This window comes from Spirosoma fluminis (genome assembly GCF_054778895.1).
In genome coordinates, this window is record NZ_BAAGZD010000036.1 from 121,714 (window position 1) to 136,322 (window position 14,609).

Consider the following 14,609-nt stretch of genomic DNA (forward strand, 5'->3'; position numbering starts at 1 on the left):
TCAACCCACCTGATTTACTGTCGCTGGTTTGTGAAAACCGCCCGGAATAACGTAATGCATCCCGTTTGGGCTAGCCCAACGGTTGTGCTATGCCTGGTCTGGCTTTGCTCCAACGGACTGACAACGCAGGCGTGGGCACAGGTTGCGGATTCCGGGAAGGCATCAAGCTGGCAAAAAGAGATCTTAAACCGATATACGAACCTTCATCGCCAGACACTTCGGTTAGCGAAACAGCGGGCCTGGCCCATCCACAAAAAATATTCCAGTACACGCACCATTCAGCTACAGGACGTAGACGCCTTTGGCCAGCCGGTTTACTACGTTCTGCATAATATGGAAGCTGCCGAGGGAACACGAACGGTATCTATACAGGGTAACGGGTCGTTACCCGTTGCGTTATCGGGTAACTCTCCACGGATGACAGGCAAACTTGGCCTCTGGGATGGCGGCCGGGTACTGGCTACCCACCAGGAACTGGGTACTTCCCGCATTACCCAAACAGATAACACCGCCAGCCTGAACGATCACACCACCCACCTCGCCGGAACGCTTATCGGCAAAGGCGTTAACGCAAAAGCGAGAGGAATGGCCTACGGAGCCCAACTGGCCGTCTGGGACTATACGAACGACATTGCCGAACTCGTTAAGGCAGCCCCTAACCTGTTGCTGTCGAATCATGCCTATGGGCCAGTAGTTGGCTGGGTTTATAATCCGTCGCGGCCGGGTACAGATCCGAAATTAAAATGGGAGTGGTGGGGCAATACAACCGTGAGCGCTACAGAAGATTATCAGTTCGGGTTTTACACCGAGAAAGCGCAGGACCTGGATCGAACTGCGTACAACAATCCATTCCTGTTGATGGTCCGATCGGCGGATAACAAACGCGCCGATACCGGCCCGCCCGATGGTACGCCTTACTATTTAAAGAATACGACAACGAAAAGTACGGCCGCCCGGCGTCGCAATGATAGTTACGATGTTATACCGGCGGAGGCAACCGCCAAAAACGTTCTAACCGTTGGCGCGGCCGATGTGACTTTTGACAAGCAAAACCGGCCTGTTTCGCTGAACTCAACCTCGTTCAGCGGTTGGGGTCCAACAGACGACGGACGTATCAAACCTGACTTACTCGGTATCGGCACGGATGTATTTTCCACCCTGGCGGGCAGTAATACGGCTTATGGTCTGCTGAGTGGTACGTCCATGGCGTCGGCGAACGTATCGGGTTCCTTGTTTTTACTACAGGAATTATACGCCCGGCAGCAGGCAGCGCAGGGTAATACAGCGAGCCAGTTTATGCGGGCCGCTACGTTACGTGGGCTGGCGCTGCATACGGCCGACCGTATTAATCCGGCCGCTGGACCCGATTACCGTCAGGGTTGGGGCCTGCTGAATACGGAAGCAGCCGCTCGCGTGCTCCTCAACGAAGAGCTGGCCCATCAGATGCTGGAGCAGAGCCTGAAATCAGGAAGTACATTTACGCACAAAATCGTCGCTCAGGGCAACGAACCGCTAATTATTACGCTTTCCTGGACTGACCCGGCGGGCACAGCAACACCGGTTAGCGCGGCTTCGTTGAACAAACGAACGCCTAAGCTGATCAACGATCTCGACCTTCGTCTGAGCGATGGCACGTTCACTAGTTTTCCTTTTGTGCTTGATCCAGATCAACCTAATCGGGCCGCTATTACCAACGATAATTTCCGCGACAATGTCGAGCAGATTTACCTTGCCAGACCCGTAGCCGGGCAGACGTATTCAGTAACCGTTTCGCACAAGAGCAAGCTGACGTACACGACCCAGCCGTTTTCCTTAATTGTGAGCGGACTCCGCCGGGTACGCTGCGATCTGACGGCCGGTATTGCGCCACCCGCCACCGCTACCCTCTGCGCGGGCTCTATGTTATCACTGCGCTCGTCGACGCAGGCAACGGGGGTAACCTACCAGTGGCTGCGGGATGGCTTGCCTGTTTCGGGTGCTGCTACTACGTCCCTACAACTCAGTCAGCCAGGTGCGTACGTTCTTAAAGTAACCGACGCCAATGGTTGTCAGGCCACTTCTCCGCCCGTGCAGATTCAGGAACGTACGCCCGTGAGCACCCTAAGTCCAACTGGCGATCAATGGGTATGCAGTAGTCAGAAACCCATTGTTTTGAAAGCGATGAGCGACTCCGATACATCTTATGAATGGTTCGGGGACGGTATACGGATTACCGGTGCCAGTTCATCTTCGCTTTCCGTAAATCAGCCAGGCAGTTATCAGGTACAGGTTACGCAGGCGGGTTGCAAGGCGCTGTCGTCGGCCACAACCGTACGGTTGACCACGGTCAACACCATTGACTTACAGCCGTCGGAATCCGAACTGATACTTCCGCAAGGGGCAGCAGTCACTCTCACAGCTCCTGTTGATGCGACGTACAGCTATCAATGGCTTCGGGATACCATCGCGTTACAGAAGGCCACTACATACCGGCTGTCAGTCACACAGCCGGGCGTTTATAAGGTCAGGATCACGCAGCAAAATTGCGTAGGCTGGTCGCCAGCGCGGATCATTCGAACAGCCATTCTGACTGGTACGTCGCTGGGGCCAGACAACCGGTTTAGGCTCTACCCGAATCCGGCGGAAAGTCTACTGACGGTCGATTACGTACCTGCAACTACGCAGCGCGTGCAGGTGAGCGTGTATAATTTGCACGGTGTTCTGGTGTATAATTCTCTGCCGCTACGAACCGCTAACGGCCTACTGCGGACGGTTGTGCCGGTCAGTCATCTGATGCCGGGTCAGTATATCTTACAGCTTACTGATGGATTGACAACGCGAGTCGGTCGCTTTACTAAACAATAAGCCCAAAGCTGCTTTAGCTCTAGGCTTATTGTTGGTTTGTCAGTTATGGTTAGGGCTATTTCCCTTTCGCAGAGTTGCCTTCCTGAGCAATCGCTAGCTTGACGGCCTCGTACAGGTTCACGACACCACCTGTTTTCGATAGTGTAGCAAACTCAACGGTGCTGCCGGGTCCAGCTCCTTCACCTGATTCGGGTCGACGTACCTTGGTTTTGTACGGAGTTGCCGACTGAACAATAATTCGCTTGATGTCGGCGTAGGTCAACTTCGGAAAATACGATTTCAGAACAGCCGCAACTCCAGCTACTACGGGTGAGGCCATACTGGTACCGCTGTTGTTTTCGTACTTACTGCCCGGAACGGTCGAGTAAATGTCCTTACCCGGCGCAAACACGTCGACAGTTTGCTTGCCATAATTCGAGAAGCTGGCCACTAACTCGCTGTTGTTACGTTCCGCACTGGCCCCAACTGTAATTACATTGGGAATCTCTTTCCCATCCATAAAGCGGGGAGCGGGATAGTTGGCTGCCGTATCGATGTCCTTGCCATCGTTACCAGCTGCGTGAACCAGCAGTACGCCCTTCGAGAGTGCATACCGTTCGGCGTCTTCAACGGCTTTGCGCTGGGGTGAATAATCTTTACCGAAGCTCATGTTAATAATCTGAGCCCCATTGTCGACGGCGTACCGAATGGCATTGGCTACGTCTTTGTCACGTTCGTCACCATCGGGTACCGCCCGAACGCCCATGATCTGTACCGCATCCGCTACGCCCAGTATGCCCAGGTTATTGGTACGGTCAGCACCAATGATACCCGCTACGTGCGTGCCGTGTTCAGCGCGAGGGCCGGCGATGTCCGCATTACCGTAATCACGCTGATTCAAATCGTCAGGGCGATCACCTACGATAGCGCGGGAATCAAATTCTGGATTATAGTTGTATTCAGCGCGGGCTTTGAGTTGTTCATTCGCTTTTTCCAGTTCTTTCGTTACGTCCTCAGCGTCGGCGGCCCCCTGCTGACGCAGCAGACGCAGCACGCCCGTGATTGGCCGTTTCAACGCAGCATCGGTAACCGTTTCGCTGGCATTGCGTAACGTCGCGGTATCGAGCTTGGTGACATTAAGCGCTTTCTTAATGGCGTCAACAGCGGCTGTGTATTGTTCAGCAAACTGGCTTATTCCCTGATATTGGGCTTTATACTGCGCCTGATTTTTCTCGACCTCAGCCTTCGTTTTTACGTAGAGGTCATATTCTTTCTGCTCGTCGGGTTTCAGCGCGGCCCGGCTTTTGCCTTCGTACTTCGGCTTCAGTTGTACGTACAGGCGGGTCACTTCGGCGGTTTCGTAGCTAACGTTACGTCCGTCCTTACCACCGATGAAGTTCCAGCCGTGAACATCATCCACGTAGCCGTTTTTGTCGTCGTCGAGGCCATTGCCCGCAATTTCTTTGGGATTCACCCATAAGACCCGCCGGAGGTCTTCGTGCGTCGTATCGATACCACCGTCGATTACGGCCACGATAACGGGGGTTGGTTTGCGATTTTTCAGGAGTTCGCGGTAGGTGCGTTCAACACTTATGCCCGCGGTGCTGTCTGTTTTATCGGTTAGATACCACTGAGTTTGCTGAGCCGATGCGGCTGTAGACAGCAAACCCACTGACGCAAAAATCAGGAGTTTCTTCATGAATTATAAACGTTGTACGAATGCTATAAGCTGTACAAGTTACGAAGAAACCAACTTATTAGCAGCTTAAAAATTGTTAAACGGTCTGCTCATCGGATTCATTGTTTACCGTGCTTACTGTTTTCGTAATGCAGCTTGAGCAGATCTTCGCCAAAATCGTTCGTCAGGTCGCGGACAACTGTATGAACGTGGTTCGCGTTAGTCTGGGTGTTGTCGTATTCGATCAGAACCGTTGGCCCATGAATGCGGTAATACCAGCCTTTCCCTTCGCCTAATTCTGGCGTCAGATCGCCCGCCCAGGCAAACCGAAGGTTATCCAGTCCCGCTTTTTCTAACTTATCCATCTGCTGCTTAGCCAGCGTAACGCGGTAATTGGTCAGATATACCCGAAGCAGACTCAGGAAAAGTTTGCGCTGCTCGGCTGTCATGTCAGCATAGGTCAACCCGTCCATCCGTTCCAGCGAGGCTAATCGTTTGTTACTGGTAACAATTTCCGGGTAGGCCACGGCGGCTACAATGGCCTGTTTACGCTGGTCTTCATTCAACGTTTTGAGCAACGCAAAAGCCTGTTCGGCTTCCTGTTTCAGAATCTGCCGTCCTTTCTGCGGTAATGAATTGATTCGTGGATCGGCCATGCGTTTGTCGGCCATTTTAGGATCATACTCTAAAATGGCGGGATTGCTCCCGAAAAACGTCGGCGTAGGTGCCAGTACCCGCGCCGAGCCCATACCACTTACAGTAGACAGAAAATGAAGCGATAAGTGGTGCCCTTCTATACGCCAGCTCCACGGGTTCTGACCCGATGGATCACCGAAAACAGTAAACGAATAGTTCTCCGGGTCGCGGTACGTATCGTTGGGTGGCCGGTTATCAATGACACGTAACACGTTTTCCATGTCAATAATGGACGTTGCCTTCTCATACCCCTGCTCGCTAAGTCCTGTTTTCAGCAACACCATAGCAGCCTGACGCTGCTCAGGCGTCATTTGTTTCAGGGGTAAGCCCTTACGTTCGCGGGGAACGAAATGCCAGTTGAATCGCTCCGGATCATCGAACGGATACGTCGCCTGCTTCCGCTGGTCGGCCGAAAGACTCGCCAAGAAACGCTGCGAAGCCTCAACCATCTCGTCTTTTACGCGCTGTTGGGCAGTTTTAGACTTAGCTGGTGCTACGCTTTGCGCAACCGTTTGTCCGACAATTGCACAGCCTAATAGGATACGTATGATCACTGACATAAGGACAATTTTTATTGGTAAAGGGCAGGATCGTTTCTTTTTACTGACAGGAGGTAGGGTCTTAATCATTCTTTAACCTGCTGCTTTTGACCGATTACTAAAGCTGCTTTCAGGAAAAGCGCCGATTCCGCTAACAACCCCGCCGGTTCTGTAGTTGTAGAAATAAATCCACTGTCACGTTACTCAACATGTCAACCCGGCCACCGAACAACAGCACTGGTCCACTCGACCACCTGGCTTTACGCTATCTGCGGCAGGCACTTGATACATCGCACCCTACGGACGAACCGTATGTGCTGAATTCGCTGGAAAGCCGGGTAATACGTCGGACAAAGACGGTTACGTTAACAATGGCCGCTTTGCTGGGTGTATTAGGCGTTCTGCTGATGTATATTCCTCAGTATATCTGGCCCGATTTATTCGTGGATACATCCGTGGTATTTTTGGGAACTCCGTACAAATTTCCCCTGCTCACAACTGTATACGGAATCCTGCTGATTTATCTGGAAATCAACCTGCTGATTGCGCTGAACCTACGGGGTGTGAAAACGATCATGCAGGTGTGCCAGTTTCCACGGGCTCATGACGCGCAGTATGATCGCCACTTGCGTTCGTTAGCCGAAGCCGCTATCCAGAAAGCCAATCGTGGGCTAGTGCGCTTTGGAGTTGATCCATACCTGAATCTGCCGCGTTGGGGATTACTCTTGTTTTTTCTGACAACTCTTGTCAAAGCCGGCTTAAGCAATTTAATGCTCAGGTTTGTTGTACGTCGGTCGGCGGGTAGTTACGTCTTGCAGCAGGTTACAGACCTGGCTGGTATGCCGGTCTATGCCTTCTGGAACGCCTGGGCCTCCTGGCAGGTATTACACGAAGCGCAGGTTCGGATTATGGCCCCCATGACGATTCGGGAGTTCGTCAATGAACTCTATGACGAATGGGGCAATAACGACCAGTTTCGGCCCTTGATTCTGGAAGCTTTGCAATACGCGGGTATCCTGAAGCGTCAATACAACTACGCCCATTTTCTCTTAAGCGAGACATTAAGTGATCGGTTTGAGCTTCGTCTGGACGCTACGTTGACAGGCCATTTCATCGAACGGGCCAGCCAGGCACCGATTGAAGTACGCCGAAGCCTTGAACGGCTTATTGTATTTGGTGCGCTGGTTGATGGGAAACTATCCTGGCTCGAGAGACGCCGTCTTCGCCAGCTTCGCAAAAAAAGCTTTTTAACGTACTCAACCGAGGATATTCAGCGCATTGGCGACGATTATAACCACGGCCGGGGGCTATGGGTCTAACAAAAACGGCGGGCTCATCTGGTGAGCCCGCCGTTTTTGTTTCTACATGGTTTTACCCGTGTCAAAAATATCTTCCTGGTCGGGCATGTGCGGATTAGCGAATACATCGGCTCCGTTGATGGTCCGTCGTATAGGTTCAACCGTTGGATGCTGCCGATGGTGTTTATACGCTTTATCGGACGAGTAGTGACACACAAACGACTTACGGGTTAAAGCTTTGTTGCGAATTTCGTCGCCACCATGTGCCAGCGCTGCGTGCCAGAGCAGTACGTCCCCTTTCTTAATCAAAAGCGTTTTCTTTTCCAGCCCCACTTTCTGGCAGGCTTCATCGAGGTACCTGGCAAAATCGGTAGGGTCATGGGTAGACTGGCCGTTAAAGAAAATACCATTCCCAAAGTTGAACTTGCCAACTGTGTGTGATCCAGGGTAATAGAATAGGGGTCCTGAATCGATGTGCACATCTTCCAGGGCAATCCAGGCCGCGGCCAGATGGCTGGGAATTTCCGACACGACGTACGCGAAATCCTGGTGGGTTGCCTGTTGGCTGCCATATTTGAACAGCAGGCTCTGCATACCAATGACCTTATCGCCAAAGACCGCTTCCAGAAACGTAATGATGTTTTCATGGAGCATGACCTTCTTGCCAATAACCGAATTGTCGTGGAAATCCATGAATTTGATGTACGGACCATTCAGTACGTCTTTCGGAACCTCATTAACGGGTAATACAGGCTTGGCCGCGTATTCGGGCAAATCAACACGTACTAAGGTCTTGTACTTGTCATGATGTTCGATCAATTCTTCGACCTCACTCCACAGCTGATCGAGCCAGGTGGTCTGAAGAGCCTGCTCCAGAATGACGTAGCCGTTATCGCGCCAGAAGTGCATCTTTTCGGCCAGATCGTACGGCAGCTCTTTACCTCGCTTATAGCGTTTCAGGAAGGCCTCAATATCGGCATCTTTTTTATCGATCCAGGGTAACGTAGCGTAATCAAACTCCGTAACGGGTGTGGCTGGACGCTCCGGCTTGAGCGTCCGTTTGGCGACTGACTTCAGTTTATCAATAAGGCTCGTCATAGTATACTGATCTGATTGACTATAAAAGTATCAATTATCAGCCACCTGACGATATTTGAAGGCTTCGTTTACGTTAACGGTAGTTATCGACTCACTTCAGCCGATTCAGTCGGGATATTTTTGATTACCCGTACCTCATTGATCCGTTTGTCGTCGGCAGAGAGAACATGGAAGGTAAACCCAGCGTAAGCCGTTTCATCACCAGGTTTGGGCAACCGGCTGAACAGTTCTAACAGCAGCCCTCCCAATGATTCACTGCCTCCCTGAACGGCTTCGAACGTAGTAGCCTCTACGTTTAACACCCTACACACATCCGTCAAGGGCACTTTTCCTTCAAACACGACGGTGCGATCATCTTCACGACGATAACCAGCCGGGGTTTCATCATCAAATTCGTCGTTAATCTCTCCGAATATTTCCTCGATAATGTCTTCCAGTGTCACCAGCCCACGAGTGCCGCCGTATTCATCAACGACAATAGCCATGTGTACCCGCCGTTTCTGAAAATCCTGCAAAAGGTCGTCGACTTTCTTGTTCTCGGGAATGAAAAAAGCCGGACGTACCAGCGATTGCCACTGAAACGAATCGTCCTGATGAATATGGGGCAGTAAGTCTTTGATATAAAGTATACCTTCAATCTGATCCAGCGATTCATGGTAGACAGGGACCCGCGAGTAGCCTGATGCGTTGATCTGGGCCATCAGCTCGGAGAAGGTCAGTTCATTATCAACGGCCGATATATCTAACCGTGCCCGCATGACCTGACGGGCCGTTAGATTACTGAAGTTCACGATGCCTTTCAGAATTTCTTTTTCTTCCGTTGTAGCATCGTTGCCCGTCAGTTCAACGGCCTGACTCAGTTCCTCTACAGACAACTTATAACCGCGTCGTTGAATACGCTTATCGACCTGATTGCTTAGGTTAACCAGCAACATAGCCAATGGCCGGAACACGGCCAACCCAATCTGTGCGAGTAGGGCCGTTCGGCGGGCCACGGTGAGATTGTTCTGGCTAGCGTACACTTTGGGTACAATCTCACCAAATAAGACAATAGCAATGGTAGTCGCTAAAGTTACTCCAGACAGAACCCAGCCTGATGCGTGAGAAGCCTGAGAAAACTCCCAAGTGATATAAGTGACAATGACGACGATAGCAATATTCAGGAGATTATTGAATATAACCAATGAGGCTAGCAGGCGTTTGGGGCGGTCGAGCAACAGAGCGATACGCCGATCCTGTGCCTTGTCACTATCACGACAATGCGCCCGGTCGTCGGGCGAAAGAGAAAAGAATGCTGCTTCGGATGCCGACACTAAGCCGGCAAGCACAATTAGCAGCAATATCAGAGCCGCATAGGGGCTGTATAAATCAAAATAGGTGCCCCAGCCAGAATCGGCTGGGAACACCTGTCGAGGAAGCGGATCACTAGGGTCCATGTATATTAAATCTCGTTCAACAATCGAGCTTGAAGCGGTTTAGAACGGCAGATCGTCGTCACCACTGGTGCTCTCAAAAGGCACTGGATCGGGCTCCCGTCGACGCTCGGGCTGTTGGCGGGGTGCAGCAGGAGCAGGCTGACGACGGTCCGGGGTTCCGGCCGGTTGTGGAGCGGGAGCCGCCTGCTGACGCGGAGCCGGTTGTGCGGGTGCTGCCACAGCGGGTACGTCATACCCGTTATTGTCCTGACGCTCGTTCGGTCCACCCAGGAATTGGAACGTAGAGGCCCGTACGCCGAGCGAGAACCGCTCCTTGCCTTCACGGTCGGTATAGGTTTCTGTACGTAAGCGCCCTTCAACGTATATCTGACTGCCCTTTTTTAGGTACTTCTCAATAATTTTTGCCTGCTCGTTCCAAACCTCCACGCGGAACCACTCGGTTGATTCAACTTGTTCGCCGGTACGGGTTGTATAACGCTCATTGGTAGCAACGCTGAACTTGGCAACAACCGAGCCGCCATCCAGATAACGGATCTCAGGATCGTTGCCCACATTGCCAATCAAAATCACCTTATTTAAGCTTGCCATGCTTGTAGTTTATTGGTTTTGTATGAATAAAAGTTTAAGGCTTAAGAGTATTAAAGATACTGAAATAAACCAATTTATCCAAACACCTTCGCTAAATAGTTTGTAATCAAAACAGGCTTTGCGAGCCCTCCTATTTCGTGTATTGTATACCACTGAAAGCCCATAGGCAAGCGGCTTTCCAGCCCATCGGGCAACTCAACCTGATGGAAAATAGCCCGAATCCGCTGGTGCGATAAAAGCTGAACCGCTTCTTCCGCCGGATTTCTCCAGCGCCCCACTCTGACTAGTTCAGCAACCGCTTCATCGGTTAACGGCAAATCCTTCAACGCAGGTGTGGGCTCATCGGTTTCCACTAGATAGAAGTCATGCAAATTCTGCCAGATGTCACGCGACGTTCGCTCACGCATGGCCAACCGGTCCCCCTGCTGAAAGACTAAATAGTTGAAGTAGCGTTCGCGTACGGGCGCTTTTTTTGCTTTAACTGGCAAGCGGTTCTGCTGACCAGTCTGATAGGCTACGCACTGCGCCTGGAGCGGACACAACAGGCACTCTGGTCCTACCGGTTTGCACTGAATAGCCCCGAACTCCATAACGGCCTGATTATACGTTGCCGGATCACCAGCCGACTGGATTAACTCCATTGCCAACGTAGCAAAATGCTTCTTGGCGTTCGTGGTAGTGATGTCCTCATCAATACCGAACAATCTGGCCAAAACTCGGTACACGTTTCCGTCAACAACCGGCACACGCTCACCGAAGGCAAACGACGCCACAGCCGCTGCTGTATAAGCACCTATGCCCTTCATTTTCAGGAGATCATTATACGTAACGGGAAACTTTCCGTCTAGTTGGTCCGTTACGTAACGAGCGGTCTGATGCAGGTTACGGGCCCGTGAGTAATAGCCTAGCCCTTGCCAAAGCCGAAGTAATTCACGCTCATCAGCACGGGCCATATCGATCACAGTTGGGTAAGCTTTGACAAAGCGTTCATAATACGGTTTGCCCTGTGCTACGCGGGTTTGCTGGAGAATTATTTCTGACAGCCAGATGCGATAGGCGTCACGCGTGTGACGCCACGGCAGGTCGCGTTTATGGTAGTCGTACCAACGCTCAAGCGTCGGTGCAACGTTACGTTTGGTGACGTTAATGTCTGATTGCCAATTCAAAATAAAAATAAAAAAAGCATTGTTCAGAGGAAAAACGGAAGTGATAGGTTTTATAATTTACTGGAAACCCCTACCTTTGTGCTCCCATTTTTGACACCCGAATTTTCAACAATACAGTAAACGTTAAAGTTTAAGAAGTCGTGACGAAAGCAGACGTAATTGCAGAGATCGCCGATAAGACCGGAATCGATAAGGCCGAGGTTACCAATACTCTTGAGACCTTCTTTTCGGTAGTAAAGGACTCATTGGCCGAGGGAGAGAACATTTATGTGAGAGGGTTCGGCAGTTTCATCAACAAGAAAAGAGCCAAAAAAGTAGCCCGGAACATTTCGAAGAACACTGCAATGGTGATCGACGAGCATTTCATCCCGAGCTTCAAACCCGCCAAGGTGTTTGTTGAGCAGGTGAAAACCAGCGACAAAGCGAAGGTAGCGGCTGAGTAATTTGAAAAGCGTGTATGGCGTTTGCGTTTGTTACGAGATCCTGTTATGAATAAATATATTCTGCTTGTTGTTGTTCTGGCTACAGCCCTGACGGCGGGTTTATATACCCTGCCCAAGGTGGTGGTGCGCGATGAAAACAAGCAACTGGGAGCTCGGGCCACGCAAACGCCAACGGCTGAATCCTCGCATGTGGGCGGATCAGCTCCCGCAACGATTCACGAGAAGCCTGTAACTCCAGAGCAGCAAAAACAGCTGGCTTCCTTGCAGGCCGATTTTACAACAACCGATCCGGCCAGGAAAGAAGCAGCAGGCGAAAAGCTGATCAGTTTCTTTCGGGACATTACCCGCTACGACAGCGCAGCGCATTACGCAGACCTGCTAGCGACAGCAGAGCCTTCGGAGCGTAATCTGCTACGGGCGGGCGACCAATATTTTGAAGCGTATACATTTTCCGTTGACGAAAAAAAGACTACGTTACTAGGACAAAAAACCCGCGACTATTATCAGAAAGCGCTTGCTAAAAATCCTAACTTACTGGCGGCCAAAGCTAATATGGCAATGACCTATGTAAATACGGATAACCCTATGCAGGGAATTATGATGCTGCGTGAGGTGTTGCAGCAAGAGCCAACGAACGAGTTAGCCTTATTCAACCTCGGCTTGCTGTCCATGCGGTCGAATCAGTATGATAAGGCCATCGAGCGGTTCCGGCAAATTCTGGTAAACAATCCTGGCAGCCGGAAAGCACAATTTTACTTAGGTGTTAGTCTGGCCGAGGCCGGTCAGAATGCCGAAGCCAAACAAGTGCTCGCTCAGGTAAAACAGCAAGAGAAAGATCCTCAGATATTGGCCGCCATTCAGGAGTATGAGGAACGGTTGAAGTGATGAATGCACAGTGAATGATGATACGTTCTGCTGAACCACATTATTCGAACTAGAGTACGTATTGGGCTCCATGCGGAATAAATAGCCCACAGACATTTTTAACTATTTAAACTGTTTAAAGACTATGCCTTGCGGTAAGAAACGGAAACGGCACAAGATTGCAACTCACAAGCGGAAGAAACGGCTCAGAAAAAACCGGCATAAGAAAAAGTAGTTTTCACCGGGCCGCCGGGCGTTTTTAGGCTATAATTATCTTGTGATTAGTTAAAGCTAAAAACACTGCACTCAAATTTGAAAACACTTCTTGTAGAAGCCCGTGCCGGTCTGTGAAGCCCGAACGTGGCTTCTTTCTTTTTATACAGCCATTCTAACCGTAAATTCATCTTGTGAGTAATGAATTAGTAATCAGTTCGACTCAGAAAGGTGATCGGATTGCACTCTTGCATAACAAGAGATTGCTGGAGTATCACGAAGAAGAGTTAGACAGCAGCTTTACTGTTGGCGATCTTTACTTAGGAACAGTCAAAAAACTTTCGTCGGGCCTTAATGCCGCTTTCGTGGACGTAGGCCACGATAAGGACGGGTTTTTGCACTATCAGGACTTAGGACCGAATATCAATTCGCTCAATAAGTTTGTTAAAGACGTAATCGCCAAGCGCGTCACCACCGGTCGGATCAGTAACATGAAACTGGAGCCGGCTATCGAGAAAATTGGGAAAATCGATAAGGTACTGACGAAAAATGCCCCCATATTGGTTCAGGTAGTTAAAGAACCGATTTCAACCAAAGGTCCACGCCTTTCCTGCGACATTTCAATTGCCGGTCGCTACCTGGTACTTGTGCCGTTTTCAGACGGTGTAAATCTCTCGAAGAAGATTACTGACCGTGCCGAACGGTCACGGTTGCTACGACTAATGTCGTCGTTGAAGCCCCAGAACTTCGGCGTCATTGTACGTACCGTTGCGCAGGATAAAGACGTTGAAGAGCTTGATCGTGATCTGCAGAACTCGTTAGCGAAATGGGAACAAGCCGTTAAAACGCTTTCCGACGCTAAACCCCGTGATCGGGTTCTGGGCGAGATGAACCGGGCTTCATCTATCCTTCGCGATATGCTCAATGAATCCTTTGAGAGCATTACGGTCGACACGAAAGAGTCGTTTGATGAGATTCGGAATTTCATCCACACTATCGCACCCGAAAAGGAGAAGATCGTTAAACTCCACAACGGGAAAACAAAGGTTTTCGAAGCGCTTGGCTTAGAGAAGCAGCTAAAGTCTCTGTTTGGACGGTCAGTTAGCTTACCGGGTGGTGGTTACCTGATCATTGAACACACTGAGGCCCTGCACGTAATCGACGTTAATAGCGGCAACAAATCTAATTCTGAAGAAGACCAGGAAGCCACCGCAATTAGTGTTAACCGGGAAGCGGCTAAAGAGATTGCGCGCCAGTTACGTCTGCGCGATATGGGTGGTATTATTGTCGTGGATTTCATTGACATGAAAAAAGCAGAAAATAAAAAACTGCTACAAGATATCATGCGCGATGAAATGAAGACAGATCGGTCGAAATACACGATTCTGCCCTTAACAAAATTTGGCCTGATGCAGATAACGCGTCAACGCGTCCGGCCGGAGATGAATATAGTAACTCGCGAGGTTTGCCCGACCTGTGGTGGCACAGGCACAATTCAGGCGAGTGTGCTGGTAACGGATGTGATCGAGAGTAATCTGGATTATATGCTGACCAAGCAGAACGAGCGAGGAATTTCTGTTTCGATGCACCCATTTTTGTACGCTTATTACACAAAAGGGTTATATTCGAAGCAGGTACAGTGGTTTTTCAAATACAAGACCTGGGTGAAGCTGGTAAAAGATAGCTCGCTGGGTATTGTGAACTTCAAGTTTTTCAACAAGTCCGGAGAAGAAATTGAAGTAGGTGCTAATCTGTAGTAATTTTTTA

The 14,609-nt window shown here is 50.4% G+C and carries 11 protein-coding genes; 5 read left to right on the forward strand and 6 right to left on the reverse strand.

What is annotated here, in order from left to right:
- Positions 1-30: 30 nt before the first annotated feature.
- Entirely contained in the window at positions 31-2,844 is a 2,814-nt protein-coding gene (locus ACYVBJ_RS21365; protein ID WP_460984334.1) for a S8 family serine peptidase, read from the forward strand.
- 55 nt (positions 2,845-2,899) lie between these two features.
- On the opposite strand, the gene ACYVBJ_RS21370 is transcribed toward ACYVBJ_RS21365, so the two are convergent.
- Both ACYVBJ_RS21370 and ACYVBJ_RS21375 read right to left on the reverse strand, forming a co-directional pair.
- On the reverse strand, positions 2,900-4,522 hold the full coding sequence (locus ACYVBJ_RS21370) for a S8 family peptidase (RefSeq protein WP_460984335.1): 1,623 nt from the start codon (positions 4,520-4,522) through the stop codon (positions 2,900-2,902).
- Between the two features lie 98 nt (positions 4,523-4,620).
- Complete coding sequence (locus ACYVBJ_RS21375; protein WP_460984336.1) at positions 4,621-5,757, reverse strand: DUF3500 domain-containing protein; 1,137 nt, start codon at positions 5,755-5,757, stop codon at positions 4,621-4,623.
- Between the two features lie 188 nt (positions 5,758-5,945).
- Here ACYVBJ_RS21375 and ACYVBJ_RS21380 point away from each other — a divergent pair, with 188 nt between their 5' ends.
- Positions 5,946-7,055: an LBF_2804 family protein gene (locus tag ACYVBJ_RS21380; RefSeq protein ID WP_460984337.1), complete on the forward strand. Its 1,110-nt coding sequence runs from the start codon at positions 5,946-5,948 to the stop codon at positions 7,053-7,055.
- Between the two features lie 42 nt (positions 7,056-7,097).
- Here the strand turns inward: ACYVBJ_RS21380 and ACYVBJ_RS21385 are convergent, their stop codons facing one another.
- The 4 genes from ACYVBJ_RS21385 to mutY form a co-directional block, all read right to left on the reverse strand.
- Complete coding sequence (locus ACYVBJ_RS21385) at positions 7,098-8,132, reverse strand: phytanoyl-CoA dioxygenase family protein (protein ID WP_460984338.1); 1,035 nt, start codon at positions 8,130-8,132, stop codon at positions 7,098-7,100.
- 83 nt (positions 8,133-8,215) lie between these two features.
- A complete protein-coding gene (gene gldE / locus ACYVBJ_RS21390; protein ID WP_460984339.1) occupies positions 8,216-9,568 on the reverse strand; it encodes a gliding motility-associated protein GldE in 1,353 nt (450 codons plus the stop codon).
- A gap of 39 nt (positions 9,569-9,607) precedes the next feature.
- On the reverse strand, positions 9,608-10,156 hold the full coding sequence (locus tag ACYVBJ_RS21395) for a single-stranded DNA-binding protein (protein ID WP_460984340.1): 549 nt from the start codon (positions 10,154-10,156) through the stop codon (positions 9,608-9,610).
- Positions 10,157-10,230: 74 nt separating this feature from the next.
- Entirely contained in the window at positions 10,231-11,322 is a 1,092-nt protein-coding gene (mutY, locus tag ACYVBJ_RS21400) for an A/G-specific adenine glycosylase (protein ID WP_460984341.1), read from the reverse strand.
- Positions 11,323-11,462: 140 nt separating this feature from the next.
- Between mutY and ACYVBJ_RS21405 the strand changes: the two genes are divergently transcribed.
- From ACYVBJ_RS21405 to ACYVBJ_RS21415, 3 genes are all read left to right on the forward strand, one after another.
- Positions 11,463-11,765 carry an HU family DNA-binding protein gene (locus tag ACYVBJ_RS21405; protein ID WP_080237187.1) on the forward strand — a complete coding sequence of 101 codons (303 nt, stop codon included), beginning with the start codon at positions 11,463-11,465 and terminating at the stop codon, positions 11,763-11,765.
- 45 nt (positions 11,766-11,810) lie between these two features.
- Positions 11,811-12,650: a tetratricopeptide repeat protein gene (locus tag ACYVBJ_RS21410; RefSeq protein ID WP_460984342.1), complete on the forward strand. Its 840-nt coding sequence runs from the start codon at positions 11,811-11,813 to the stop codon at positions 12,648-12,650.
- Between the two features lie 386 nt (positions 12,651-13,036).
- Positions 13,037-14,599, forward strand: a complete 1,563-nt coding sequence (locus ACYVBJ_RS21415; protein WP_460984343.1) for an Rne/Rng family ribonuclease — start codon at positions 13,037-13,039, stop codon at positions 14,597-14,599.
- The last annotated feature ends 10 nt before the right edge of the window (positions 14,600-14,609 follow it).

Excerpts from the sequence above, each read along its gene's own strand:
- gldE (WP_460984339.1), bottom strand. The coding sequence starts at position 9,568 with ATGGACCCTAGTGATCCGCTTCCTCGACAGGTGTTCCCAGCCGATTCT.
- ACYVBJ_RS21385 (WP_460984338.1), bottom strand. The coding sequence starts at position 8,132 with ATGACGAGCCTTATTGATAAACTGAAGTCAGTCGCCAAACGGACGCTC.
- ACYVBJ_RS21410 (WP_460984342.1), top strand. The coding sequence starts at position 11,811 with ATGAATAAATATATTCTGCTTGTTGTTGTTCTGGCTACAGCCCTGACG.
- ACYVBJ_RS21380 (WP_460984337.1), top strand. The coding sequence starts at position 5,946 with ATGTCAACCCGGCCACCGAACAACAGCACTGGTCCACTCGACCACCTG.
- ACYVBJ_RS21375 (WP_460984336.1), bottom strand. The coding sequence starts at position 5,757 with ATGTCAGTGATCATACGTATCCTATTAGGCTGTGCAATTGTCGGACAA.
- ACYVBJ_RS21370 (WP_460984335.1), bottom strand. The coding sequence starts at position 4,522 with ATGAAGAAACTCCTGATTTTTGCGTCAGTGGGTTTGCTGTCTACAGCC.
- ACYVBJ_RS21395 (WP_460984340.1), bottom strand. The coding sequence starts at position 10,156 with ATGGCAAGCTTAAATAAGGTGATTTTGATTGGCAATGTGGGCAACGAT.